This window comes from Streptosporangium sp. NPDC000563 (assembly GCF_040299985.1).
GTDB lineage: Bacteria > Actinomycetota > Actinomycetes > Streptosporangiales > Streptosporangiaceae > Streptosporangium.
The window spans coordinates 1-24,956 of record NZ_JBEPDA010000015.1 but is presented as its reverse complement, the minus strand read 5'-3'; the positions used below and the strand labels follow the sequence as shown (position 1 = coordinate 24,956).

The window sequence follows — 24,956 nt, the reverse complement described above, 5'->3', positions numbered from 1 at the left end:
CCGGCTCACGCGATCACCCACGGGTTCTCCGAGGTGAAGGCCGCGACGGCCGCGTCGACGCGGGCCCGGTCGGGGCCGATCGCGCGGACGATGCCCACGTAGTCGCGGTTGGTGTTGCTCAGGTCGATCCGGTCGCCCGTCGCGCGCAGCGGCCGGTGCCAGACACGGACCGGGTCACCGGGCGCGGGAACGACCGTGCCCGGAGCGCTCACCACGGTTCCAGGCCGGTCGGCGACGAGGCTCAGCGCGGTCGCGTGCCCCTCGCCGGAAGACCGCGGTCGCGCATCGAGACGCGCCCCGAGATGCACACCGAGAACGAGCTCGAACAGGGGCGCGTCCAGCATGCTCGCCAGCAGGAAGTCGCAGTGGTCGCCGATCACCCGGTAGTTGACCTCGACGATCCTCGGCCCGGCCGGAGTCATCACGTACTCGGTGTGGCAGGCCCCGAACCCGACCCGCAGTGCCCCGAGGGCCCGCAGCACGTGGTCACGGCCGGGGGGTGACTCCCAGTCGAGCCGTTCCTCCACGAAGTACGGCAGCGGCCCGAGGGTGGTGCGGAAACCGCCGAGCACCCTGATCCGCTCGCCGTCGCCGAGCGTCTCCATAGTGTGCAGAGGGCCGTCGAGATACTCCTCCACGACCAGCGTCTCTCCGGGGCGCCTGTCCCGGATGGCCGCGACGGCCTCCGCGAGCTCGCCCGTGTCGCGGACCAGTACGACGTCCTCGCTCGCCACGCCCTCGCGGGGCTTCACGACCGCGGGGAACGGCAGGTCCGCGGGCGGCGGATCGTCCGGTGCCAGCCGTGCGGAACGGACGGTCTCGACTCCGGCGGCGGCGAGCCGCCGCCGGGTGAGCGCCTTGTTCTTGGTGTCGACGCAGGCCCGCCAGTCCTTGCCCGGCAGGCCGAAGTACGCGGCGGCGAGCGCGGTCTCCGCCTGGATGTGGTCGGAGTTCGAGAAGATCGCGTCCGGGGCGTGGTGGTGCGCGACGGTGTCGATCACCGCCCGCGCGTCGCGCACGTCGCAGCGGAGCACCTCGGCCCCGGAGTCGCGGTACCGCTCGGGCCGGTCGGTGAGGACGGTGACCTCGCAGCCGAGCGCGCGGGCCGCGGGGAGAAAGCCGTCGGTGACCGAGTCGGTCGGTTTCAGCGCGGTGAGGTACAGCCGCAATGCAGGGACCCCCGATATCAGGCAAGGCTAACCTAACTCGGAGATCCTAGCCTGCGGCCGATCAGCGCGCGGAGGCGATCAGCTTATTGACAGTAGATGTCCGTGTCGCCCAATGATGAGAGCCCGCGGAGCCCGCTGTACAGGGCGGGAGAACCGGACGAGGGGTGAGGAAGGAGGAGAACCGATGACGCACCGAGGCGTGTGTCGCTTCTCCCGCGCGTACGCGGAGAAAGGGGGAGGGCTCGTGCGCCAAGACGTGTGCCACCTTCCTCGCGCGCATGCCGGGAAGGAGGGAGGACCTGTGCGCGCAGAGGGGCGGATGGGGGCTTCGTCCTGCGGCGTAGGATGTGCACTCGGTGGGGGAGGCTGAACGGCGTGGAAATCGCGGCACAAGAAGAACTGTTGGGACCGCTGCTGCTCGCGCGCAGTGCCATCGACCGGTCGGCGGCGCTTCGCGGCGACGCCGAGTGGCTCGAAAAGGCCTGGGCGGACACCGCGACCAGGGTCGTGGTCATCGACGACGGACAGGCGCTGGTCCGGCGCAGCGGCGGAGAGGCCAAGCTGGTCCTGCTGCCCACGGCGGAGGCGCCGGACGGGGAGCGCTACCTGCTCGGCGTCGACGCCGAGGGCATCGCCTACTTCGCCGTGGCGGCACCGTTGGCGGACAGCGTCCACACCGGTTCCTTCAACCGGATCGTCGCCCCGCTCGCCTCCTCGGAGCTGGAGGAGGGCCAGACCCTCACCGCCGGACTCCGCCAGGTGGGGGCGATGCTGGAGGATCTGGACGCGGGGCTGCTGGTGTACGCGGTCGCCCTGGAGGCATGGCACTCCACCCACGAGTTCTGTCCCCGGTGCGGGAGCGCCACCGAGGTGCGCGCGGGCGGGCACGTACGCGTCTGTCCCAAGGACAACAGCCAGCACTTCCCCCGGGTCGATCCCGCGGTGATCATGCTGGTTCGCGACGAGGACGACAGGTGCCTGCTGGCCAGAGGGCCGCAGTGGCCCGAGGGGCGGCTCTCGGTGCTGGCCGGGTTCGTCGAGCCCGGCGAGTCGCTGGAGCACGCCGTGGCGCGCGAGGTGGTCGAGGAGGTCGGTGTGCGCGTCGTCGAGCCGCGCTACATGGGCAGCCAGCCCTGGCCCTTCCCGCGCAGCCTGATGCTCGGCTTCTTCGCGCGGGCCACGTCAACGGAGTTCGTCCTCGATGCCGAGGAGATCGCCGAGGCCCACTGGTTCAGCCGTGCCGAGCTGCTGGCCGCGGTGGAGAGCGGCGAGGTGCGCCTGCCGCCCGAGGTGTCGATCGCCCGCAGGCTCATCGAGGCCTGGTACGGCGAGCCGCTCACCGGCGACTGGTGACCCTCTCCGCGGGGAAGGCCACGACCCGTCCCCGCCGAGGAGAAACGCCGGGAAAAGACCTCGCCGCCCTCGGGATCTCCCACCTTGCGGGGAAGACCTCCGACAGGCGGCGGATCGCCGGGTCACGAGGTCGAGGACGTCCCGGCATACGAGAGCCCCGGTGTCCATGGAAGCGAGACCGGGGCCCGACAGTGGACCTGACAGTGGAGAGGGCGGTTACACGCCCGCGCCCGCCAGGATGCGCTTGAGCTCGATCACCGAGGGGTTGGTCCTGACGACCTGGCCGGTGGGGGAGTCGACCACGACGGTGGGGACGACCTGGTTACCGTTGTTCACGCTCATGACGAACGTGGCCGCGTCCGGGTCGCTCTCGATGTCGACCTCCTTGTAGGAGATCCCCTCGCGGCTGAGCTGGCTCTTCAGCCGCTTGCAGGGACCGCACCAGGTCGTGGTGTACACAGTGAGCGCCATGTCGTGAAAAATCCCCTCATGTGATGTCCGGCGCCATTGGCAACACAGCGAGGGCCGTTCATCTTCCCGATGGGAGCAGTTTCTCCGCGACCCACTGCTGAACCCGGTCCGCCACACCGGGCAGCCGGTAAAGAGGTGAGCTGTGCGCGATGCCGGGCTCGGTGACGATCGTCACCGGCACGCCGACCTTGCGCAGGTGCTCCTTGAGCTGCTCGCTGTGCTCCGGCGACACGAACTCGTCCTCGGAGTGCACGACCAGCATGGGCGCGTCACCGCGGCTCGCGTGCCACGGCACCTCCATGCTCGCCCAGACCCTGGCGCACTTGCCGGTGGGCTCACAGCCCCCGGCGAGCCTGATGGCCGACTCGCGAAGCTTGCGCCTCTCCAGGTCGAAGGTGTCGATGCCCTCGGTGTACGCCGTGAGCGGGGACATCACCGGGGAGATGCCGACGACGCCGCGCATGCCGGGCCAGCCGTTCTTGTAGGTGCCCACGGCCCCGGCGAGGTGGCCTCCGGCGGAGAAGCCGACGACCACGTAGTTGTTCGGGTCGAAGGACCACAGTGCCGCGTTCCGCCGTGCGGTGGCGATCGCGCTCAGCGTGTCGGTGCGCTGTGCCGGCCAGGAGGCGTCGGTGGAGAGGCGGTAGTTGATGTTGAAGACGACGTAGCCCTGCTCGGCGTAGCTGCGGCTTATCTCGGTCATGTACTTCTTGTCGCCCGACGACCACCAGCCGCCGTGGATCAGGAAGACACCCGGCCGCTTCAACTCGTCGGTCTGGTACCAGACGTCCATGCGCTGGCGGACGTGCCGACCGTACGCGACGGTGTTGACGACCGTGCCCTGCACCAGAGGGTCGGGCTGGCCCACCGGAGGGGGCGTCGGGTTGCCCGCACGGGTCTTCTGGGCGGAGGTCTTCTTGGGGTCGCCCGTGCCCGTACCGCCCGTGCTTGTTCCGCTCGTGCCCGTACCGCTCGTGCCGGCCTTGCTCACGCCGGTCCCCGTGCCGGTCGTTCCCGCGGTGGCCGTACCGATCTCGGCCACCCCGGTGGTCGCCTTCGCCGTGCCGTACGTGCTGCGATCCGTGTCGTCCGCGCCGGCCTTCGCCGTGCCGGTGGTGGCTCTGCCTGTGGGGGCCTCCGCCGAGCCGGGTGCGCCGCCGGTCTGGGCCGGAGCCGAGACCGTGTGGGCGTGCGCGGTCGTGTACGCCACCGCGGGTACAACCATCGCCGTCGCCAGGGCGAGTGCACCTACGGTTACCCCAGTTCGCACGAGCCTCTTCCTTCCCCCGGATCGGTCGCCCCCATTGTGGAGCAAAAAGCCCGCTTTGTGCATCTCGGCGAACCACATAGGTTGACGGCGGCATGTTGCCAGAATGACTGATGCTTGGCCAGTGACTGGGAGGATGTTGCCGCCCGGTCCGTTCGACTGCGTGTAAGGAGGCTCCGTGGAGCCCGACAACGTTCTGGCGGCACTGGACCCCGAGCAGCGTGAGGTGGCGGAAGCCGTCAGAGGACCGGTCTGTGTCCTCGCGGGGGCGGGGACGGGCAAGACCCGTGCCATCACCCACCGCATCGCGCACGCGGTCCGCAGCGGAGTGGTCGACGCCCAGGGCGTGCTGGCGGTGACGTTCACCACTCGCGCGGCCGGTGAGCTCAGGCAGCGGCTGCGGCACCTCGGCACGCCGGGCGTGCAGGCGCGCACCTTCCACGCCGCCGCGCTGCGCCAGCTCACCTACTTCTGGCCGCGCGTCATCGGTGGCGACCCGCCCAGGGTGATCGAGTCGAAGCTGCCGCTGCTGATCGACGCCTGTCGCGTCCTGCGCAAGAACCAGGACCGTTCCGAACTGCGTGACATCGCCTCCGAGATCGAATGGGCGAAGGTCACCCAGATCGCCCCCGAGGACTACGCGGAGGCCGCGAAAAAGGCGGGCCGCGTCTCGCCCGTCCCCGCCGAGGAGGTCTTCCGGCTCTACGAGGCATACGAGAACCTCCGCCGCGACCGGCACCTGGTCGACTTCGAGACCATCCTGGAGCTCACCGCGGCCGTGATGACCGAGCACCGCGAGGTGGCCTCCCAGATCCGCCAGCAGTATCGCTACTTCGTGGTCGACGAGTACCAGGACGTCAACCCCCTGCAGAAGCTGTTGCTCGACACCTGGCTCGGCGGACGCGACGACCTGTGCGTGGTCGGCGACCCCAACCAGACGATCTACTCCTTCACCGGGGCCACCCCCCGCTACCTGACCGGTTTCTCGGTCGAGCACCCCAACGCCACCGTGATCAAGCTGGTCCGCGACTACCGTTCCACGCCCCAGGTCGTCTCCCTGGCCAACCGGGTGCTCGACAGGGCACGCACCCCGCACAAGCTCGCCCTGATCGCCCAGCGCCCCGACGGCCCCGAACCGGTCTTCACCGAGTACGACGACGAGACCGCCGAGGCGGAGGGCGTGGCCCGGGCGGTGAAGAAGCTCGTCGGCACCGGGGTGCCCACCCGCGAGATCGCCGTGCTGTTCCGGGTCAACGCCCAGTCCGAGGCGTACGAGCAGGCCTTCGCCAAGGCCGGCCTGCCGTACGTGCTGCGCGGCGCCGACCGCTTCTTCGAGCGTCCCGAGGTCCGCCAGGCGGTCGTGCTGCTGCGTGGCGCCGCCCGCTCGGCCGAGCCCGGCGACACGCTCGCCTCGACCGTGCACGACATCCTGGCCGGCATCGGGCTCACTCCCGAGGCTCCCGGCGGGGGCAAGGCCCGCGAGAAGTGGGAGTCACTGAAGGCACTGGCCGATCTCGCCGAGGACCTCGCCGCCACCGGCGCCGATCTGCCCGCCTTCGTGGCCGAGTTGGAGCGCCGGGCCGGAGAGCAGCACGCGCCGCCGGTCGAAGGGGTCACCCTGGCCTCGCTGCACGCCGCCAAGGGCCTGGAGTGGGACGCCGTCTTCCTCGTCGGCGTCGCCGACGGCATGCTGCCGATCATCTACGCGGAGACGCCCGAGCAGATCGAGGAGGAGCGCCGCCTCCTGTACGTCGGCGTCACCCGCGCCCGCGCCCACCTCGCGCTGTCGTGGGCGCTGGCGCGTTCACCCGGCGGGCGGCGTTCCCGCAAACCGTCCCGCTTCCTGGACGGGCTCACCGGCCGCTCCGCGTGGAAAAGCCGCGCCGACGCCCCGGCCGCGGCGGCCGACCGCCGCCAGGTCGCCGCGCCGATCAGCTGCCGGGTCTGCGGCAAGACCCTCACCGCCGCCACCGAGCAGAAGCTCGGCAGGTGCGCGGGCTGCCCCGCCGACTACGACGAGGCGCTGCTCGGCGCGCTCAAGTCGTGGCGTACGGGAGTGGCCAAGCACGAGAAGATCCCCCAGTGGGCGATCTTCACCGACGTCACCCTCCAGGCCATCGCCGAACGGGCACCGCTTTCTGAGCAGGATCTCCTCGCCATCACCGGAATCGGACGGGTCAAGCTTGATCGTTATGGTGAGGCGGTACTCGAACTATGCCGTATCGCCGCAAACCAGACGGAGGGCGCGTGAACGAGGCGTTGAAGGAGCTTCTGGATCTGCTCGACCTGGAGCAGATCGAGCTCGACATCTTCAGGGGGCGCAGCCCGAAGGAGCGTATCCAACGTGTCTTCGGCGGCCAGGTGGCCGCCCAGGCACTGTTCGCCGCAGGACGGACGGTGCCCGACGACCGCCACGTCCACTCGCTGCACGCCTACTTCATCCGTCCCGGAGACCCGGCCATCCCGATCGTCTACAACGTCGAGCGGGTCCGCGACGGCCGATCCTTCACCACCCGCCGGGTGGTGGCCATCCAGCACGGTAAGGCGATATTCACCATGTCGGCCTCCTTCCACGTGACGGAGACCGGCGTCGAACACCAGGCGGCCACGATGCCGCAGGTGGTCGACCCCGAGGGCCTGCCGCTCTTCAAGGACCGGATTCTCCAGGCGGTGGGGCCGGACTCGCCGCTGCGAGATTGGGTCTCCAGGCCGAGGCCGGTGGACGCCCGCTACGTCACCCCCCTCACCTGGGAGGCCTACCGCGACCCGGAGCTTCGCGGTTCAAACACCAACGTGTGGTTCCGCTACGACGCGGAACTGCCCGACGATCCGCTGCTGCACGTGGTGCTCGCCGCCTATGCCTCCGATTTCACCCTGGTCGACACCGTCCTTCTCACCCACGGCCTCGCATGGGGCGCGTCCAACCTCTTCGGCGCGTCGCTGGACCACGCGATGTGGTTCCACCGTCCCTTCCGGGTGGACGAGTGGATGCTCTACGCCCAGGAGTCACCGTGGTCCGGGGCGGCGCGAGGGCTCGCCAAGGGGGAGATGTTCACCCGGTCCGGGAAACTGGCCGTGTCGGTAGTTCAGGAGGCGATGATCCACGTGAGATAGTCGCAAAACCGCAGGTGGAAAATAGGTTGCCCACTCCCCGGGCCGGGGTTTAAGGTCATGGACATGCAAGTCGGACGCTACTGTCCGACGATCAACTAATGGAGGTGAGTCCGCTGTGAAGAGCATCCTGATGCAGTCCCAGATGGGGCTCACTTCTGCGCGCCGTAACACCGTTCTGCCTTGCGACAGTCAGGTCATTCTCGCCGGTGGCGTGGCTGCTCTGGCTCTGCAGGTGGACTCTGCCCGCTTCCACGCCGAAGCCGGCCGTCGTTGGTTCGCTCCGGCCGATTTCCCGGCGACGGACGTCCCGGCTGTTCGGAGTGGGCTGGGCGGCAACTACGCAACAACGACCAAGCACATCGGAAACGGTGGACTGCGCGGTCCGCAACCCTGGGGGCAACCTCCGGTCATAACCTGACCGAGGAAAAAGCCTTCAGGCCGCGGATCCGCACACAGGATCCGCGGCCTTCTTGTTTGTCCGCGTCATTCCTGACCCCCACCCCAAGAGGTAACCGAAGATCAACACCTAGCTGAGAGGTGAACAGATGGGGGCCCAGACGGTCATGGACCTGATCGACGAAGCCACAATCCCCTGTCGTACCGACCCCGACCTGTGGTTCGCCGAGTCTCCGGAGGACGTGGAGTTCGCCAAGGCGCTCTGCGGGGGCTGCCCGATCCGTGAGGCCTGCCTGGCCCGCGCGCTGGAGCGCGAGGAGCCGTGGGGCGTCTGGGGCGGCGAGCTTGTTCTGCGGGGGGCGATCGTTCCCCGGAAGCGTCCGCGCGGGCGTCCCCGCAAGAACCCGGTCGCTGCCTGAACAACCCGGTAACCGCCCGAACCACCCAGAAGTCGAACCGCCGAGAACCCGGATCACCAAGAACTCGGCCGACCACGAACCACACGTTTCCGAAGGGACCATTCCGATGAGCCACTCCAACACCAGAGGCCTCCCCCTGCCGTCTATGCAAGAAGAACTGGTCCGTGACCGAATACGGACCCTCCACCGGGAGGCGGAGGAGCATCGCAGGGCCGCAGGTCTTCAGCGCCTCCGGCGCGCCCAGCGTGAGGCGGAGCGCGCCTCGGCGCGCCTGCGGAGCGCGATCCTGCGCCTCGTCTGATCCGTCATCATCTGTCTTGACCTGTCCGTCTTGATCTGTTCGACCTGACCGGTAGGGACCGGCGGCGACGCGTAGAGCGCGCACGAGAAACACGCGAAGCCGCACGGAAGGAAAAGCCGCACGGAAGAGGACGTTAAGAGCGAGACGGGCCGGACATAGGCGACGGACTCGAAGAGCGAGACGAACGAGGGGTGACCCGCTCAGGCGGGTCACCCCTCAAGCGTCTCGCCGGTCTCGCCGGATCCATCACGCCGCCGCGTGTCGCAGGACGTTGCGGCACATCGAGAGGCGTCGAGAGGCATCGCACAGCGTCGTGGTAGGTCCCGGGAGGGGAGTATCGCGGCACGTCGTGGCACATGAGGGGATCGAGGGGTATCCACAGCACGTCGCCGCGTCACGACAAGGGGACAGCCCTCGGGCGCCGATGAGCCATCGGCGCTCTGTCCGGGTAGAAGCCGAAGAACCGGAGCGCTGTCCGTGCAGAAGTCGAAGAACCGGCGCCCTGTCCGGGGAGAAGTCGTAGAAGCGGAGCGCTGTCCGTGCAGAAGCCGTAGAAGCGGAGCGCTGTCCGTGCAGAAGCCGTAGAAGCGGAAGAAGTCGTGGGAGCGGAAAGTCGCGGCAGGGAGAGATCCCTCAGGCACTGGTGAGGGTGGGCTCTCCCGAGTCCTCGTCGGTGAACCCGGGGACCCAGCGGATGACCTCCTCGCGGAAGCGGGCGGTGGCGCCGAGCTGGCAGAGAACACCGACCCCCGCCGCGTGCACCCGGTGGATGAGAACGTACGAGGCCGGCAGGTTGAGCTGGCGCACCACATTGCCGGGACGCAGGTCGGTGGCCGTGGCGGCCTGCTGCTGGAGCCACTCCCTGCTGAAGGAGAACTCCTCCACGGCGGTCGGTTCGACGTAGGGGGCGAGGAACGCCCGCAGGGCTTCGGGGTCGATCTCGATGTGTGGCTGAATGAAGCCCTCGTCGCGCAGGCCCTGCACGACGGTCGCCATGTCGCCGTTGTTGAAGATGCGGGTCAGCTTCCCGAAGACCGGCGGGTATCCGTCGGGCATCCGGTTGACCGCGCCGAAGTCGAGCACGCACATCCGGCCGTCCTCGACGATCCGGAAGTTGCCCGGGTGGGGGTCGGCGTGCAGCATGCCCAGCCGCGCGGGTGAGGAGAACAGGAACCGGACGAGTTGGAGACCGGCCCGGTCGCGCTGCTCCTGGGTGCCGTCGGCGATGATCCGCGACAGAGGGGTGCCGTCGACCCATTCGGAGACGAGCACCTGCTCGTTGGCGGCGATCACGTCCGGGATCAGGAAGTCGGGATCGTCCTTGTACTCCAGGGCGAAGGCGTGCTGGGCCTCGGCCTCGTGGAGATAGTCGAGCTCCTCGACCACCCGCTCGCGCAACTCGCTCAGCACGGTCTTGATGTCGAGGCCGGGCAGCAGCACCCCGAAGAGCTTGCCGAGCCTGGACAGCTGGGTGAAGTCGGAGAGCAGCGCCTTCCCCGCCCCCGGATACTGGATCTTCACCGCGACCGTCCGGCCGTCGTGCCAGACCGCCTTGTGCACCTGCCCGATCGACGCGGCGGCGGTGGGCCTGTCGTCGAACGACAGGAAGTTCTCCCGCCAGTCGTCACCCAACTGCTCGACGAGGACCTTGTGCACGGTCGCCGCGGGAAGCGGCGGAGCCGCGTCCTGGAGTTTGGTCAGGGTCGCGCGGTAGGGGCCGGCGACCTCGGCGGGCAGTGCCGCCTCGAAGATGGACAGCGCCTGGCCGAGCTTCATCGCCCCGCCCTTGAGCTCCCCGAGAACCTTGAAGATCTGCTCGGCGGTGCGTTCCTGGATTTCCTGGGCGACGATCTCGGCGGACTTGCCCCCGATTCGTTTTCCGAGACCGAGAGCGGTGCGTCCGGCGAACCCGATCGGCAGGGCGGCCAGCTTGGCAGAGCGCGCAACGGCGCGGCGCGGAAGGTCACTCACCTTGGTTAGCGGCGCATCCGCTGCTACAGCGAGACGCCGCTCCCTCCCTTCGCTGTGTATCCGTCGGCGGCGGGTAGCCGACCGCTGTGTCCGTCAGTTGTGTCTGTCAGCTGTGTGTTTGTGAGCCGTGCGTCCGTCAGCGACAGGCGGCCGACGCGACCATTGTCAGCGACCCCAACTCGTTTCGGAAGCAACGACATTGAGGATGAACACTCCAGGATCGCCTCTTCCAGCTCCAATCTGGCAATACTTCCACTGTGCTGTTGGTCACAGCGGGCTCACGGCCGTCGATCACGGCGAGTGCGTGACCTGCGGCAGTCGCCGCCACCAGCGTCGACAGCACCGTCCCACACGCGATTTCTCCCGCGGGGAAACCACCCAGCCCGGCGCTGACGACAGGCCAGCCAGGGTCACGATCTCGTCGGGTCAAATCTAGGCAGTGCAGGCATGTGCTCCGTCCAGGCAGCACCAGAGGGCCGACCGACCCGGAGCCCTCGAAGGCGGTGACCAGCAGGTGCGGGATCTCCCACTCGACGAGCTCCTTGACCAGGAGACCGTCCAGGGGCCCCACCGGAGCGAGCACCGCCAGGTCGAAAGGTCTGCCCCCGTCGGCCGGCTGGGCGGCCCCGTCGCCGGTCCACGCCGTGAGGCCGGGCGCGAGCCTCTTGGCCACCGCGACCGCGCCGTCCTGCCTGCTCATTCCGACCTCCGTCCAGCCGAGCCCGCCGGGGACGACGTCCCTTCGCCGGGCCGTACCGGGATCGACGACGCAGATCCGGCCGACCCCCGAGGCGGCGAGCAGGGCGACGACCTGCGCGCCGACCCGCCCCGCGCCGTAGACCCGTACCTGGGCCTCTCGCCTGCGCTCCAGCACGGCGAGCCCGCCGTCGATCGTGCCCGGTGTGAGGGAGAGCGCGTCGAGATCCGGCTGGAGCCTGTCACACTCGGCCATCGCGAGTGTGCGCAGCGGACCGGGGGCCGCGCCCGCGTCGTCCACCACGCCACGGCTGACCAGCAGATCGAGCAGAGCCCGGCCGTCCTCCTCGCCGAGGCCCACCTCGGCGGCACCGGCCAGCACGCCCGCGAGGTCACGGACGCCGTCGAGACTCTCGACCCAGCGGCGGACCCCCGGCTCCAGATCGGTCAGCACCACCGCGTGACGAGGATGCAGACCGAACTGCAGGGTGCGTCCGTCGCGGGCGACGCGGCGCAGGGCGGGCTTCAGACGTGGTCTCATCGCAGAACCTTTCTCAGGAGGAACCCGCAGGTGAGCCGGGGGGAACGGGCGGGCCGGCCGGGTGGGCCCAGCGTGGCACGGCCCCTCAAGATCCCAGACACCTTTCCCGTCGCCTGTGGATAACTCTCAGCCTGTGGATAACTCACCCCCGTGCCGGCCCCCGTCCTGCCGACCGCTCAAAAGATCTCCCTGGCGGGTAAGGGCCGCGGATCTCGACGCCGCGCCGAGCCGGAAACCCCTCGCCCGGCCCGTCATGATGATCTACGACGGCATGCTTGAAGGCTCGGCAGGCCGGAGAGAACAGCGGGTCCCGCGTTTCGGCGACGCATGAGACGGCTGATATCCAGGTTAATTAGATAAGTCACGGTCATAGTTGATCATCCACGCTGAACAATCGGCGAACGGGGATTGACCAGCGGGAACGTGTTCTACCCTCTGGTGTGAATTCGCCATTCTCGGCTACCGTTCATATGTGCCCCCCGAGACAGTCGAGGTCCGTCGTAGTTCTCGCCGTCGGCGGACGGTTTCTGCGTACCGCGACGGCGAGAAAACGATCGTGCTCCTCCCCGCCGGTTTGAGTAGCACCGATGAGGAACAATGGGTGCGCCGTATGCTCGATCGCCTCGCGGCCAAGGAGCAGCGCAGACGTCCCTCCGACGACGATCTCCTCGATCGGGCCGTCGATCTGTCGGCCCGATATCTGGGCGGGGAGGCGAGACCGTCGAGCGTGCGCTGGGTGGAGAACCAGCAGCACCGCTGGGGCTCGTGCACCCCCGATCACGGGACCATCAGGATCTCCACGCGGCTTCGGGGCATGCCGTCGTGGGTGGTCGACTATGTGATCATGCATGAGCTCGTCCACCTGCTGGTGCCGAGCCACGGCTCGCGCTTCTGGGCGCTCGTGGAACGATATCCCAAGGCCGAGCGGGCGCGAGGCTTCCTGGAGGGATTCTCCACGGCGGCCCACGGTTCCGCGGAGGGGTTTTGACGGAAGAACGAGTGGTGGCCGTCCTGGTCACGCCCTCCGTGGCGGACGCGGCCCCCGCGGGGATCGACGCCGCCCTCTTCCGCACGGCCCTCGCCGAAGACGCCTACGAGCTCGTCGCCGGGCTCGACTTCGTCTCTCCGGTCGTGGTGACGAGCGTCCCCGGCATGGAGGAGATCGTCTGGCCGGGCACCCCGGTCGTCGAGATCCCCGATCTTTCCGGGAGCGCCCTGGTCGAGGCGGCCTTCGCGGCCCTGCCGTACGGACGACAGGCGGTCCTGCTGAGCGCGGACGCGCCCGACCTGCCCCCGTTGCTCATCGGCAAGCTCTTCCGCGAGCTGGGCCGGGCCAGGATCGCCGTCTGCCCGGACACCGGGGGCGGCACGGTGGCGCTCGCCGCCCACCTGCCCTATCCCGACTGGGCCGCGGTGGGTTTCGACGACCTCGACCCGGTCAAGGCGCTTCGCGCCGCCGCGCCCGGCAGCCGCATGGTCGCGAGGGGTCCAGGCTGGCACCGCCTGCGCACCCCCGACGACATCCGCCTCCTCGACCCCGGCCTGGAGGGCTGGGACAACACCCGGGCGCTCCTGTCGTCCTGACGTTTCGGAAAGCCGTCAGGACGGCGAAGGTAGTCGCAGGTCGGCGAAGACCGCCCGATGGTCGGTGCCGGGCACGGTGTGCACGCTGACCGCGTCGACTCCCACCCGCCGGTCCACCACGATGTGGTCGATCGTGATCAGTGCGGGGACGCGTCTGTTGACCGGCCAGGTGGGGGTGAGGCCCTCCCCGGCGACGGCGGCCGCGTCCTGGTAACCGCGGCTCAGGAAACGCCGCATCGCCGCGTGGTCGAGGCTGGCGTTGAAGTCGCCCGCGAGGATGCGGATCGTGTCGGGCGCGGCGGAGGGCAGGGCCTCCAGCGCGGCCGTCCAGTCGTACACCTGCCTGCCCAGCGGCGGGAAGGGATGCACGTCGACGATCTCGACGGGTTTGGTGCCGGGCACCGTCATCAGCGCGGCGGGCATGTTGTGCCCGATCGCCTCGAACAGGTCCTTCCTCGGAGTCAGCGGATACCTCGCGTACAGACCGCTTCCACCGGCGCTCCACTCCGGCTCCAGCACCTGGTACGGCAGGATCTCCTCCAGCCCGGCGGCCCGCAGATCCTCGACCATTCCCGGGGTCAGCTCCTGGGTGCTGAACACATCGGGATCCAGCCGCCGGACCAGATCCATCACGGCGTCGGGCTCGGCACGTCCGAACAGCGTGTTGAGCGTCAGCACCCGCAGCGGCGTTTCCGCCGCCGCCACCGCGGGATCCCCGGAACGGAAGGCCCTGGGGAGCACGCTGAGGCCGAGCGCCGCGGTGGTGACCAGCGCCACCGCCGTCACCGCCCGGTTGCGTGTCAGCGCCGACAGCAGCAGCGGTACGAGCGAGGCCGCGGCCACGTACGGGGTGCCGGTCATGAGCTGGGTGGTCAGCGAGTCGCGTTCGAGCCCGGCCACCCGGGCCACCGCCCAGGCGGCGAACGGGGTCACCGTGGCCCAGGCGAAGGTTTTGGGAACCTTCCAACGCCGTCGGCGCGCCGACGGCGCGGCGGCGCTTCCGGCGCTCCCGACACGTCCGGTGCCCCTGTCAGCCGTTGTCCTCACGCTCACAGTGCCCCGATCCGTTCCGTACAGCCCGATGAGAACGAAGATATCCGGGCGAAGATGAGACAAGCGTAAAACGGTCCAACACTCTCGGGGCATGCCCGGAACAGGCCGGAGTACGGCATCGAGCTTCCGATCACCTGGAACGCAGGGCCTCACGGGCACGGCGGGCCAGCCGGCGGGTCGCCTCGTCGGAGAGCTCGGGGATCTCCTCCACCGGGAACCAGCGCAGGTCGAGCGACTCGGCGCTGATCACGGCCTCGACGTCGGCGGGAGCGACGGCGCCGTACTCGACGTCGAGATGGCTGCTGTGCGGGGGGTGGCACCAGACCCGGTGCCGGTCGAGCGCGAGCGGGCCCGGCAGCAGCCGCAGGCCCGCGATGCCGGACTCCTCGGTGGCCTCACGCAGCGCCACCGCCTCCAGGGAGGCGTCGCCGCGCTCGCAGTGACCTCCCATGGGCAGCCACATCCCGGCCTTGCGGTGCAGCGTCAGCAGCACCCGCTCACCGTCGTGGGAGAGCACCGCGGTCGTGGCCGTCAGGTGGCCGGTGACGCATTCGCGCCACATCGCGTCGTCGTTGGCGTGGACGTGCTCAAGGAACTCCTTGCGGAGGATCTCCTCCTCCGCCGTCGGGGCGACCCACCCCGTGAGCACGTCCTTCGCGTCGGCGCGCAGGCTCACGCGCTCCCGTCCTCGCCGTCGTCCTCGCGCTTCTTCTCGGCGTCGCCGCCGTCACGGGGAGGCTCCCGCAGGGTCCCCTCCAGGGACGACAGGTCGAGCTCGGGCTCGCCCCGCACGAACCTCTCGGGGTTGTCGAGATCGTCGGCGGTGGGCATCAGGTCGGGGTGGTTCCAGACCGCGTCGCGGCCGTCGACGCCCCGGTCGGCCTCCAGGGCCTGCCACAGGGTGGCGGCCTCGCGCAGGCGGCGGGGCCTGAGTTCGAGGCCGACGAGCGTGGCGAAGGTCTGCTCGGCGGGACCACCGGTCGCCCTGCGGCGCCGTACGGTCTCCGACAGCGCGGTCGCCGAGGGGAGCTTGCCGTCCGCGGCGCCGTCCACGACGGTGCCGACCCAGCCCTCGACCAGGGCGAGCATGGTCTCCAGCCGGGACAGGGCGGCCTTCTGCCGCTCGGTCTCCTCGGGCTTGAGCAGGTTGCCGCCGCTCAGGGCCTGCTGGAGCTGCTCGGGATTGTTGATGTCGAGCCCGCGGAGCTGCTCCTCCAGCGCGGACGCGTCCACCGTGATGCCCCTGGCGTACTCCTCCACCGCTCCGAGCAGGTGCGCGCGCAACCACGGCACATGCTGGAAAAGCCGGTGGTGAGCCGCCTCGCGCAGGGCGAGGTAGAGGCGGATCTCCTCGGCGGGGATCTCCAGGCCCTGGCTGAACGCCGCGACGCCGCCGGGCAGCAGGGCGGCGTTGTCCGACAGCGGCAGGCCGATGTCGGTGGAGCCGATCACCTCCAGGGCGAGCGAGCCGACGGCCTGGCCGATCTGCTGGCCGACCATCATGCCGCCCATCTGTTTCATCATCCCCATCAGCGGCCCGGCCATGGCCTGGGCCTCCGCGGGCAGACCGGCGGCACCGAGTGTCCCGCTCATGGTCTCGACCATGCGGGCGGCGATCGGGTCACAGAGCTTCTGCCAGACCGGAATGGTCTTCTCGATCCACTCCGAACGGCTCCAGGCCTGAGGGTTGCTCACCCCGCTCGGCAGGGAGGTGGCCTCGTTGAGCCACAGGTCGGCCAGATTCAGGGCGTCGACGATCTGGCGCCGCTCGCCTTCCATGACACTTGGATCGCCCTCGGCGACCACCACGTGCCGTGCGATGTTCTTCGCCATGTCCCAGTTGACGGGACCTGAGGTCGGCGGAGCGGAGAGCATGTCGGCGAACTGGCGCATTGCCGCTGCGATCTGCTCCGGGTTGCCGAACATGGCGAACGGGTTCTCGTTGGGGTCGTTTTCCCGACCTGGCAAGTCAGTCACCGCTCTACCTCGTGCAGGATGGAGGAGTCCACATCCGCCACGTTATCCGTCGCATGGCGGGTCAGTGCAAAGTGAGGACCTGGTGCCTACCTCGAAACGCTCCCGGCCCCCCGTCGTCGCCGTCACCGGCGCCGCCTCGGGCCTAGGCCGTGCCTTCCTCGCGAAGGTCGCCTCGTCTGCGGATTTCCGCAGGGTCGTGGCCATCGACGAGCAGCGTGGTGACGTTCCCGACGTCACCTGGCGGGTCCTCGATGTCCGAGATCCGCTCTTGGCGAACCGCATATCTGACATTGACGTGCTCGTGCACCTGGCCGCCGACTACGCGCTCGACGTCAACCCGACGGAGCGGCGCGCCTACAATCTGCGAGCGGCCCAGACGGTGCTCACCGCCAGCGCGGCCGCACGGGTGCGACGGGTCGTGCTGCTCACCAGTGCCATGGTGTACGGAGCCGTCCCCGACAACCCGGTCCCGCTGCCCGAGGGGGCGCCGGTCGCCGCCGAGCCCGACACGGGCATGGTCGGCGACCATCTGGAGATCGAGGCGCTGGCCCGCCGCTCCCTGCGCAGCCACCCCGGTCTCGGCGTGACGGTGGTCCGGCCCGCCGCCGTGGTCGGTCCCGGCGTCGACAGCGTGGTGACCAGGCATTTCGAGGCGCCCCGGCTGCTGACCGTGAAGGGATGCGCCCCCCGCTGGCAGTTCTGCCACGTGGACGACCTCGTCTCGGCCCTTGAGATGGCGGCGCTCGGCACGGTCTCGGGGGTGGTGGCCGTCGGCGGCGACGGGTGGCTGGAGCAGGAGCAGGTGGAGGAGATCTCCGGGCTGCGCCGGCTGGAACTGCCCGCCGGGCTGACCTTCGGCACCGCCCAGCGCCTGCACCGCCTCGGCATCACCCCGGCCCCGGCCACCGACCTGCACTACGTCGTCTACCCGTGGGTGGTCGACTGCACCGCGCTGCGCGAGGCCGGTTGGAAGCCGATGTGGAGCAACGAGGCCGCGTTCGAGCAACTCCTCAAGTTGCGCGAGGGCAGGCACGCCGTGGTGGGCCGCCGCCTGTCGGGCAAGGAGGCCACACTCACCGCGGCCGGCGCCACCGTCGCCGTCCTCGGCACCGCGGCGATCGTCCGGGCCGCCCGCAAGAAGCGCCGTACCACCTGATGTCCGCTCAGGGCGTACGGGCTCGTACGGGTCCTGGCGCGGATCCCGTCAGCGGAAGTGCGCTGCGGAGGCCGTTTTTCCCTGCCGGTACGCTTTGCGGCGTGGATGTCATCCGGTTGCTCGATATTCGCGACAGCGCGCTCTCCGTCGACGAGGTGCTCGCCGCCGTCGGTGACCACGCCGCGGGCGGCACGACGGTCTTCGTCGGCACGGTCCGTGAGCAGGACCACGGCAAGCCGGTCACGGGCCTGTCCTACTCGGCGCATCCGAGCGCCGTGGACGAGCTTCGCCGGGTGGCGGAGAAGATCGCCACGGACTTCCCGGTGACCGCGCTCGCCGCCGTTCATCGAGTCGGTGACCTGCGGCTCGGCGATATCGCGGTCGTCGTGGCGGTCGCCGCGCCACACCGAGGCGAGGCGTTCGAGGCCTCCCGCAGACTGATCGACGACCTCAAGAGCCAGGTCCCCATCTGGAAGAACCAGTTTTTCGCCGACGGCTCCTCCGAGTGGGTGGGGGCCTGCGAGTGAGATCGACCGGCCGGTACGCGACCGTCGGCGCGGCGGCGTCCGGGTACGGTTTCATGACCTGTCGTACGGCATAGGCTTTGTCCATGTCCCGACGTGCGCTGACCCTCATGGTGGCGGGCTTCCTCACGCTCATGTTCGCGCTGGTCGGCGCCCTGCTGCCGGTGCCGTACGTCGTGCTGAGCCCAGGGCCGACCGAGAACACCATCGGGGACGTCGACGGCAAGCCGGTGATCAGCGTCGAGGGGCGCCAGACGTATCCGACGGAAGGCAAGCTCAGCCTCGTCACCGTGGCCTACCAGGGCGGACCCGGCACCAGGATCGATCTTTTCAGCGCGCTCAGGGGATGGATCGATCCCACCATCGCGGTCGTGCCCGAGGAGACGATCTTCCCTCCCGCGACCACCGCGAAGGAGGTCGAGGAGCAGAACACCCAGGAGATGACGAACTCCCAGGACGACGCGACCGCGGCGGCGCTGACGGAGCTGAAGATCCCCTACAGCTCGGTCGTGACCGTGGCCTCCACGGAGAAGGGTCTGCCCGCCGACGGCAAGTTCAAGATCGGCGACGAGATCGTCTCGGTGGACGGCACCCCCGTGTCCGACCGCGAGAGCGTCTCCGCCGCCGTCCGCAAGCACAAGCCGGGCGAACAGGTCGGTTTCGTCGTCAACCGGGGCGCCGAGAGCATGACCATCACCGTCCCGACCGTCGCGGGCCAGGACGGCGCACCCCTCGTGGGCATCACCATGCGGGTCGGCTACAAGTTCCCCTTCCAGGTCAAGATCAACGTCGGTGACGTCGGCGGGCCGAGCGCGGGGATGATGTTCTCCCTGGGCATCGTCGACAAGCTCACCCCCGGGGCGATGACCGGCGGCAAGTCCATCGCGGGGACCGGGACGATCACCGCTGAGGGCGACGTCGGCCCGATCGGCGGCATCCAGCAGAAGATGGTCGGCGCGAGGAAGGCGGGGGCGACGATCTTCCTGACCCCCACAGAAAACTGCGCGGAGGCGGTCAAGGCGATCCCGGACGGCCTCAGGCTGGTCAAGGTCGCGACCCTGCGCGAGGCCGTCCAGGCGATCGACGCGATTCGCACCGGCTCGGGTGCCGTGCCGAGCTGCCCGGCGGGCTGACTTCCGAAGCCGGACGGGAGCTCCTGGGCGAGGGAATGAGACCTCGGGAGTGAGCGGCAGGAGAAGCCCGGAAAGCGGGACGCGTCGCCCAATTAGGTAAAAGATCCGGTTTTCCGGGTCTTGGGCCTCGTGACGGGGCACTCATCAGGGTCCTCGTACGTTGGACCTAAGGACCCGAGACCAGTTGGTGTTGTGGCCGGACCGTGCCCGAAAGGCTGAACGCGGCCCATTGCCCTCCGGTGTAGGTTGCCAGACACGGACCGTGCTCTTACGACAAGGGGTTGGCCTTGAGCTTCCGGACCCCCGGAGCCGGCAGGGCAATGCGCTTGCCCCGCCGGCCACGACTGCTAGTTCCCGTCGCGATCGCGCTGGGCGCGATAGTTATCCTTTTCTTTCTCTTTGCCGGTATTTTTACTGATTACCTTTGGTACGACTCGGTCGACTACACGGCCGTCTTCTCCGGTGTGATCGTCACGCAGATCCTGCTGTTCGCCGTCGGCGCACTGCTGATGGTCGGGATCGTCGGCGGCAACATGCTGCTGGCGTACCGCATGCGGCCGATGTTCGGCCCGGGAATGTTCGGTGGCGCCAGCGGTGCCGACCGGTATCGGATGGCCCTTGACCCGCACCGCAAACTGATCTTCCTGATCGGTGTGGCGGTGCTCGGCCTGTTCTCGGGTTCGTCCTTCTCAGGTCAGTGGAAGACCTGGCTGGAGTTCATCAACGCGACGCCGTTCGGTACGACCGATCCGCAGTTCAAGATGGACATCTCCTTCTTCATGTTCACCTATCCCTTCATCCGGATGGTGCTGAACTTCCTGTTCGTCGCGGTGGTGCTCTCCGCGCTGCTGTCGGCGATCGTGCACTACCTGTACGGCGGGTTCCGGCTCCAGTCACCCGGCGTGCACGCCTCGCGCGGCGCTCGGGCGCACCTGTCGGTGCTGCTGGGCATCTTCGTGCTGTTGAAGGCGGTCGCCTACTGGGTCGACCGGTACGGGCTGGTCTTCTCCGACCGGGGCTTCAGACACGGTGCCTCGTACACCGACATCAACGCGGTGCTTCCCGCCAAGACCATCCTGGCGATCATCGCCCTGATCTGCGCGGTCCTGTTCTTCGCCGGGGTCGTGCGCGCCGGGGGCATGCTGCCCGGCGTCGGTTTCGGTCTCCTGGTGCTCTCGGCCATCCTGATCGGCGGGGTCTACCCGGCCCTGGTCGAGCAGTTCCAGGTCAAGCCGAACCAGCAGGGCAAGGAGCAGGAGTACATCAAACGCAACATCGACGCGACCCGAACAGCCTACGACGTCAACGACGCCGAGGTGATCGACTACACGGCTCAGGGAGACCCGAGCAAGGTCAACGTCAGCGCCGACAGCTCCATCTCCGGCGTGCGCCTGCTCGACCCCAGCCTGGTCGCGAAGACGTACCAGCAGAAGCAGCGGATTCGCGGTTACTACGACTTCCACGATCCGCTCGACGTCGACCGCTACCCCGACGAGAACGGCACGATGCGCGACACCGTCGTGGCCGTGCGAGAGCTCACGGGGCCGCCGGCCGAGCAGAACAACTGGATCAACCGGCATCTCGTCTACACCCACGGCAACGGTTTCGTGGCGGCGCCCGGCAACGAGGTCGACTCCGAGGGTCTGCCCAACTTCGACGCCAAGGACATGCCGGTCACCGGTTCCCTGGTGGAGCGGACGAAGCTCAAGGAGTCGCGGATCTACTTCGGCGAGGCACGCGGCGCGGCCGAGTACGTCGTCGTCGGCGGCAACGGCCAGAGGAATCAGGAGCTCGACTACCCCGAGAGCGGTGGCACCGGCCAGAAGAACACCACCTACGAAGGCAAGGGTGGTGTCCCGGTCGGATCCTTCATCAACCGGATGCTCTACGCCGCCAAGTACGGCGAGATCAACCTGCTGCTGTCGGGTGACGTCAACCCGGACTCCAAGATCCTCTACGAGCGCAACCCGCAGCAGCGTATCGCCAAGGTGGCGCCGTTCCTGAGCCTGGACGACAACCCCTACCCGGCGATCGTCGACGGCAGGGTGGTCTGGATCGCCGACGCGTACACCACGTCCAACGCCTACCCGTACTCCCAGAGCAAGAGCCTGGAGGCGATGACGCGCGACACCATCACCGACCCGCGCGTAGTGGTCCCGCAGCCGCGCGACCAGATCAACTACATGCGCAACTCGGTGAAGGCCACGGTCGACGCCTACGACGGCACCGTCAACCTGTACGCCTGGGACGAGAAGGACCCCATCCTGCAGACCTGGCGCAAGGCCTTCCCCGGCGTCATCAAGCCGCAGACGGAGATGACGCCCGAGCTCAGGCAGCATCTTCGCTACCCGGAGGCGCTGTTCAAGGTCCAGCGTGACGTGCTTTCCCAGTACCACATCGCCGACCCGAACGCCTTCTACAGCGGCCAGGACTTCTGGAATGTCCCGAACGACCCGTCCTCGGGCGAGCGCGACATCAAGCAGCCGCCGTACTACCTGTCGGTCAAGATGCCGAGCACCGACAAGCCCACGTTCTCGCTGACCACCACGTTCGTGCCGCGCCAGGGACCCAACCTGGCCGCGTTCATGGCCGTGGACGCCACCCCCGGAGAGGACTACGGAAAGCTGCGCATCCTGCGCATGCCCTCCAACACCACGATCCCCGGCCCCGGCCAGGTGCAGAACAACTTCCAGAACAAGTTCTCCGGCGAGCTGAACCTGCTCGGGCTCGGCCAGGCGAAGGTCCGCTACGGCAACCTGTTGACCCTGCCGTTCGCCGACGGCCTGGTCTACGTCGAACCGGTCTACGTGGAGATCGCGGCCGCCTCCGGCCAGGAGCCGTACCCGATCCTCCGCCGCGTCCTGGTGGCCTACGGCAGCAAGGTCGGCTCGGCCGACACGCTCAAGGGCGCGCTGGAACAGGTCTTCGGTGACGGCACCCAAACCGCTCCACAGGAGCAGCAGGGGGAGGGTAAGCCGGCCGAGGAGGCGAACGCCAACCAGCCCACCACCGCGCTGGCCCAGGCGATCGACGAGGCGCAGAAGGCGTACAACAAGGCACAGGCCGCTCTCCAGGCCGACCCGCCGAACTGGAACGACTACGGCGAGGCCCAGAAGGAGCTCCAGGAGGCGCTGTCGAAGCTGAAGGGCACCGAGGCGAGCCCCGCGCCCACCCCGTCTCCCTCGGCGTCGGGATCCCCGGCACCGTCGGCGACACCCACACCGGTCCCATCCGCCACACCGACACCCACACCGAATCCCTAGAAAGACACCGGGGCCCAGCGATCTGATTCGCGTCCGCCACCAAAGCCGGGTATGGTTGAGACATACACCGACGCGGGGTGGAGCAGTTCGGTAGCTCGCTGGGCTCATAACCCAGAGGTCGCAGGTTCAAATCCTGTCCCCGCTACCAATCGAAAGGTCCCGGTCGCCGGAAACGGCGACCGGGACCTTTTTTGTTTTCCCTCCTCGGGATCCACCGCGTCCAGAGGCTTCTGCGCTGGGGACATCACCTCGTGCCCGTCTGTGAAACCCCGGAGGCTCCGCGGACGGGGGCGACGTGAGGCCGGTGACCTCGCGTTCCTGTGCCGATTTGCAGCCCGAGGGGAATCCCGGATAGTGTTCAAACACACACCGACGCGGGGTGGAGCAGTTCGGTAGCTCGCTGGGCTCATAACCCAGAGGTCGCAGGTTCAAATCCTGTCCCCGCTACCAATCGGAAGGCCCTGATCTCCCAGAGATCAGGGCCTTCCGCGTTTTGGGCAGTCGAGACCCCGTCTTCTTTGCGCCTGGCCGGGGCATCCACCGCTGTGCGTGCCAAGGGACGTCGAGCCTGGCGTGCGGGATGTATTTCGAGAGATGCCAGAGTTCGAGAGGTAGCGTGCCGTTGTGAGCGAAACGTCCGGACCTGTCCTGCGCTGGCGCGTGCGCCGCGATCTCCTCATCATGAAGATCGTCGGGGCGTTCGCCCTCGCGGTGCTCACGATCCTCACCCTCGACGACCCACGAGGGGCGATCCTGGCGGGTGCCGCGACCGCGATCCTGACAGCGCTGGTGATGCGCGATCTCCTCGCTCCGGTACGGCTCACAGCCGATGGCGAGGGTCTCGTCGTGGTGAGGGGCTTCGCCGGATCCGAACGGGTGCCGTGGAGCGCCGTCGAGCGTATCCGGGTGGACACACGGACCCGCTTCACCTCACGTACGGAACTCCTGGAGATCGACACGGGGGAGGGCATCCACCTGCTCAGCCGGTTCGACCTGGGAGTGCCGTGCCGGCAGGTGGCCGACGAACTCCGCTCGTTCCGGACGGGGGCATAGTCCGCCGGATCCCCGGGTGCCGGGACGCGAGACCGTCCCGGTGGTGCCTTCCGACTCCGAACCGGGACCCGGCGCCGATGATCGGCCGCCTGGGCCCGGCCCGCGAGGGCATCCCTCAGGCTCTGACCCTCACCCGGCGATGCCTCGGGACGAAACCGGGCCTGGTGCGGCGCACCAGCAGACTCGCCTTGTAGCAAGCCCAGCAGGTGAGGAAGGCCCCAAAGGAGACCTGTCCTATCCACGTCCACGTCGAGGTCTCGACGGCCGCGAACATCACTACACCGGTCCAGACAAAGCCGAAGACGCCCACGAGGGTCGCCGCAGCCCAATTCAGCCCTCGCTGCAACATGCCTGGAGTCTTACAGATCTTGGTTCAAGCCCAGGTCAATGACGCGGAACGCCTCATCGTGGGAGGCTACGGCTTGTGCCGGCGCACCTCCGTGCGCGAGAGCCTCCGGTGTTCATCGGGGTCGTCCCCAGAGGATTCTCCTCAAGGCAGGCCAGTAGCGCCGCCGCGGTGTGGGCGTCGCCGAGGATCCGGTTCACCTCGTCCTCGGATGTCGGGAGCTGGCCGCGCTTGGCGAGCTCGTCGGTGAGGAAGGTCAACGGCTCCGGGTAGCCGGCCGCCTCCGCGGCGACCGTCGCCCGAGCCGCGGTGAGGAGACGCAGATAGTAGGCGCGGAGGGTCGCCTCTCTCATACGTGCGTCTTCAAGGTCGTTCAGCAGAGACCTGGCAACCCTCAGCAGGTCGCCTGGGTGGTCGGCCTCCGCATCGATGTGCGCGCGGATGTCGTCGAACTCCGAGCGGGTCATGGTGCTCACCTCCACGGCGGAGTCAGGATTCTGACCCTCGCGCCTCTTCGTATCCAGAGTCGATTGCGGATGGCTTGACGTCTGGTTGCGCGCTTGCCTGTTTGGGACGCGCGAGTCTCCGGGATGGTTGGCAAGTTGTCTCTGTGACGTGAGAGTCCTGGTAGTGTTCTTTCCGCAGGGCAGCGAGCATCCAGGTTTAAACCTCCAGGAGCGAACTAACTGCCCGGCAAAACCCTCTCTCCACCCCGGCAAACCGGATGTGTCCGAGTGATTGGACAACGATCGGATGTTGGAGTAAGTTAGAGGGGTTGCCCTGGAAACGGGGTGGTCGCAATCCTAGCGGGTTCGGCGGGTTCGAGTCGAGGGTCGGAAAATCCGACAGTTTGACACGAAACCGACACTCCCGATAAGATAGTGATACGAAATGGAACGCCCCGGAGTTCTGCCGGACCGGTTGGTCGGGTCAGGGTGATGGTGTACGCGTCCGTTTCTTGAGAACTCAACAGTGTGTTAAAAGCCAGTGCATGAAGCACAACCCCGTCCTACCCGCTTCGGTGGGGGGATGGATTCCTTTGGTTGAACATCCGCCACCGTGTGACGGTGGTGGGCTTTCAGCTGGGTAAGGACTGTTCAGACATTGTTTGGAGAGTTTGATCCTGGCTCAGGACGAACGCTGGCGGCGTGCTTAACACATGCAAGTCG

22 protein-coding genes, 2 tRNA genes and 1 rRNA gene are annotated in these 24,956 nt (G+C 68.4%); 16 read left to right on the top strand and 9 right to left on the bottom strand.

Translation table 11 applies throughout. The annotated features are described in order from the left end of the window. Positions 1–5 precede the first annotated feature (5 nt). Positions 6–1,169: an ATP-grasp domain-containing protein gene (locus tag ABT352_RS27580; protein WP_350947841.1), complete on the bottom strand. Its 1,164-nt coding sequence runs from the start codon at positions 1,167–1,169 to the stop codon at positions 6–8. A 375-nt stretch (positions 1,170–1,544) separates the two neighbouring features. On the opposite strand from ABT352_RS27580, the gene nudC reads away from it, so the two are divergent. Further along, entirely contained in the window at positions 1,545–2,522 is a 978-nt protein-coding gene (gene nudC / locus ABT352_RS27575) for an NAD(+) diphosphatase (protein WP_350947840.1), read from the top strand. A 216-nt stretch (positions 2,523–2,738) separates the two neighbouring features. Here nudC and ABT352_RS27570 read toward each other — a convergent pair whose 3' ends face one another. Both ABT352_RS27570 and ABT352_RS27565 read right to left on the bottom strand, forming a co-directional pair. Continuing rightward, positions 2,739–2,993: a glutaredoxin family protein gene (locus ABT352_RS27570; protein ID WP_350947839.1), complete on the bottom strand. Its 255-nt coding sequence runs from the start codon at positions 2,991–2,993 to the stop codon at positions 2,739–2,741. Positions 2,994–3,051: 58 nt separating this feature from the next. Then, a complete protein-coding gene (locus ABT352_RS27565) occupies positions 3,052–4,263 on the bottom strand; it encodes an alpha/beta hydrolase (RefSeq protein ID WP_350947838.1) in 1,212 nt (403 codons plus the stop codon). Positions 4,264–4,438: 175 nt separating this feature from the next. Between ABT352_RS27565 and ABT352_RS27560 the strand changes: the two genes are divergently transcribed. From ABT352_RS27560 to ABT352_RS40790, 5 genes are all read left to right on the top strand, one after another. Then, positions 4,439–6,511, top strand: a complete 2,073-nt coding sequence (locus ABT352_RS27560) for an ATP-dependent DNA helicase UvrD2 (RefSeq protein ID WP_350947837.1) — start codon at positions 4,439–4,441, stop codon at positions 6,509–6,511. Further along, positions 6,508–7,374, top strand: a complete 867-nt coding sequence (locus ABT352_RS27555) for an acyl-CoA thioesterase (RefSeq protein ID WP_350947836.1) — start codon at positions 6,508–6,510, stop codon at positions 7,372–7,374. The genes ABT352_RS27560 and ABT352_RS27555 overlap by 4 nt, the downstream gene beginning before the upstream one ends. 115 nt (positions 7,375–7,489) lie before the next feature. Then, on the top strand, positions 7,490–7,792 hold the full coding sequence (locus tag ABT352_RS27550) for a hypothetical protein (RefSeq protein ID WP_350947835.1): 303 nt from the start codon (positions 7,490–7,492) through the stop codon (positions 7,790–7,792). Between the two features lie 127 nt (positions 7,793–7,919). After that, positions 7,920–8,189 (top strand): WhiB family transcriptional regulator, encoded by a 270-nt coding sequence (locus ABT352_RS27545; protein WP_329085648.1) that lies wholly within the window; start codon positions 7,920–7,922, stop codon positions 8,187–8,189. After that, positions 8,116–8,490, top strand: coding sequence for a putative WhiB-interacting protein (locus ABT352_RS40790; RefSeq protein ID WP_502992896.1), 375 nt, complete (start codon positions 8,116–8,118; stop codon positions 8,488–8,490). Before ABT352_RS27545 ends, ABT352_RS40790 begins: the two co-directional genes overlap by 74 nt. 633 nt (positions 8,491–9,123) lie before the next feature. Here ABT352_RS40790 and ABT352_RS27535 read toward each other — a convergent pair. Together ABT352_RS27535 and ABT352_RS27530 are read right to left on the bottom strand one after the other, a co-directional pair. Then, on the bottom strand, positions 9,124–10,461 hold the full coding sequence (locus tag ABT352_RS27535) for an ABC1 kinase family protein (RefSeq protein WP_350947833.1): 1,338 nt from the start codon (positions 10,459–10,461) through the stop codon (positions 9,124–9,126). Positions 10,462–10,597: 136 nt separating this feature from the next. After that, complete coding sequence (locus tag ABT352_RS27530; protein WP_350947832.1) at positions 10,598–11,698, bottom strand: ThiF family adenylyltransferase; 1,101 nt, start codon at positions 11,696–11,698, stop codon at positions 10,598–10,600. A 472-nt stretch (positions 11,699–12,170) separates the two neighbouring features. Here ABT352_RS27530 and ABT352_RS27525 point away from each other — a divergent pair, with 472 nt between their 5' ends. Both ABT352_RS27525 and ABT352_RS27520 read left to right on the top strand, forming a co-directional pair. Next, the gene (locus ABT352_RS27525) at positions 12,171–12,686 is read left to right on the top strand and encodes a M48 metallopeptidase family protein (protein ID WP_350947831.1); all 516 of its coding nucleotides are present in this window, start codon (positions 12,171–12,173) and stop codon (positions 12,684–12,686) included. Further along, the gene (locus ABT352_RS27520; protein WP_350947830.1) at positions 12,683–13,282 is read left to right on the top strand and encodes a glycosyltransferase family protein; all 600 of its coding nucleotides are present in this window, start codon (positions 12,683–12,685) and stop codon (positions 13,280–13,282) included. Before ABT352_RS27525 ends, ABT352_RS27520 begins: the two co-directional genes overlap by 4 nt. 15 nt (positions 13,283–13,297) lie before the next feature. On the opposite strand, the gene ABT352_RS27515 is transcribed toward ABT352_RS27520, so the two are convergent. The 3 genes from ABT352_RS27515 to ABT352_RS27505 all read right to left on the bottom strand — a co-directional run bounded on the left by ABT352_RS27515 (position 13,298) and on the right by ABT352_RS27505 (position 16,312). Continuing rightward, positions 13,298–14,215 (bottom strand): endonuclease/exonuclease/phosphatase family protein, encoded by a 918-nt coding sequence (locus ABT352_RS27515; RefSeq protein ID WP_350947829.1) that lies wholly within the window; start codon positions 14,213–14,215, stop codon positions 13,298–13,300. 250 nt (positions 14,216–14,465) lie between these two features. Beyond that, entirely contained in the window at positions 14,466–15,011 is a 546-nt protein-coding gene (locus ABT352_RS27510) for an NUDIX hydrolase (protein WP_350947828.1), read from the bottom strand. Beyond that, positions 15,008–16,312, bottom strand: a complete 1,305-nt coding sequence (locus tag ABT352_RS27505; RefSeq protein ID WP_350947827.1) for a zinc-dependent metalloprotease — start codon at positions 16,310–16,312, stop codon at positions 15,008–15,010. The genes ABT352_RS27510 and ABT352_RS27505 overlap by 4 nt, the downstream gene beginning before the upstream one ends. A 79-nt stretch (positions 16,313–16,391) precedes the next feature. On the opposite strand from ABT352_RS27505, the gene ABT352_RS27500 reads away from it, so the two are divergent. The 7 genes from ABT352_RS27500 to ABT352_RS27470 all read left to right on the top strand — a co-directional run bounded on the left by ABT352_RS27500 (position 16,392) and on the right by ABT352_RS27470 (position 23,441). Then, a complete protein-coding gene (locus tag ABT352_RS27500; RefSeq protein WP_350947983.1) occupies positions 16,392–17,468 on the top strand; it encodes an NAD-dependent epimerase/dehydratase family protein in 1,077 nt (358 codons plus the stop codon). 101 nt (positions 17,469–17,569) lie between these two features. Then, positions 17,570–17,995 carry a molybdenum cofactor biosynthesis protein MoaE gene (locus ABT352_RS27495; RefSeq protein WP_350947826.1) on the top strand — a complete coding sequence of 142 codons (426 nt, stop codon included), beginning with the start codon at positions 17,570–17,572 and terminating at the stop codon, positions 17,993–17,995. A gap of 83 nt (positions 17,996–18,078) precedes the next feature. Then, positions 18,079–19,125 (top strand): YlbL family protein, encoded by a 1,047-nt coding sequence (locus tag ABT352_RS27490; protein WP_350947825.1) that lies wholly within the window; start codon positions 18,079–18,081, stop codon positions 19,123–19,125. Between the two features lie 320 nt (positions 19,126–19,445). Further along, positions 19,446–22,388, top strand: coding sequence for a UPF0182 family protein (locus tag ABT352_RS27485; RefSeq protein ID WP_350947982.1), 2,943 nt, complete (start codon positions 19,446–19,448; stop codon positions 22,386–22,388). A gap of 71 nt (positions 22,389–22,459) precedes the next feature. After that, positions 22,460–22,536, top strand: a tRNA-Met gene (locus tag ABT352_RS27480). 225 nt (positions 22,537–22,761) lie between these two features. Then, positions 22,762–22,838, top strand: a tRNA-Met gene (locus ABT352_RS27475). Positions 22,839–23,012: 174 nt separating this feature from the next. Next, positions 23,013–23,441 (top strand): PH domain-containing protein, encoded by a 429-nt coding sequence (locus ABT352_RS27470; RefSeq protein WP_350947824.1) that lies wholly within the window; start codon positions 23,013–23,015, stop codon positions 23,439–23,441. A gap of 402 nt (positions 23,442–23,843) precedes the next feature. On the opposite strand, the gene ABT352_RS27465 is transcribed toward ABT352_RS27470, so the two are convergent. Next, positions 23,844–24,254 carry a hypothetical protein gene (locus ABT352_RS27465; protein ID WP_350947823.1) on the bottom strand — a complete coding sequence of 137 codons (411 nt, stop codon included), beginning with the start codon at positions 24,252–24,254 and terminating at the stop codon, positions 23,844–23,846. Positions 24,255–24,892: 638 nt separating this feature from the next. Here ABT352_RS27465 and ABT352_RS27460 point away from each other — a divergent pair. Continuing rightward, positions 24,893–24,956 (top strand): 16S ribosomal RNA (locus ABT352_RS27460); the annotation flags it as partial.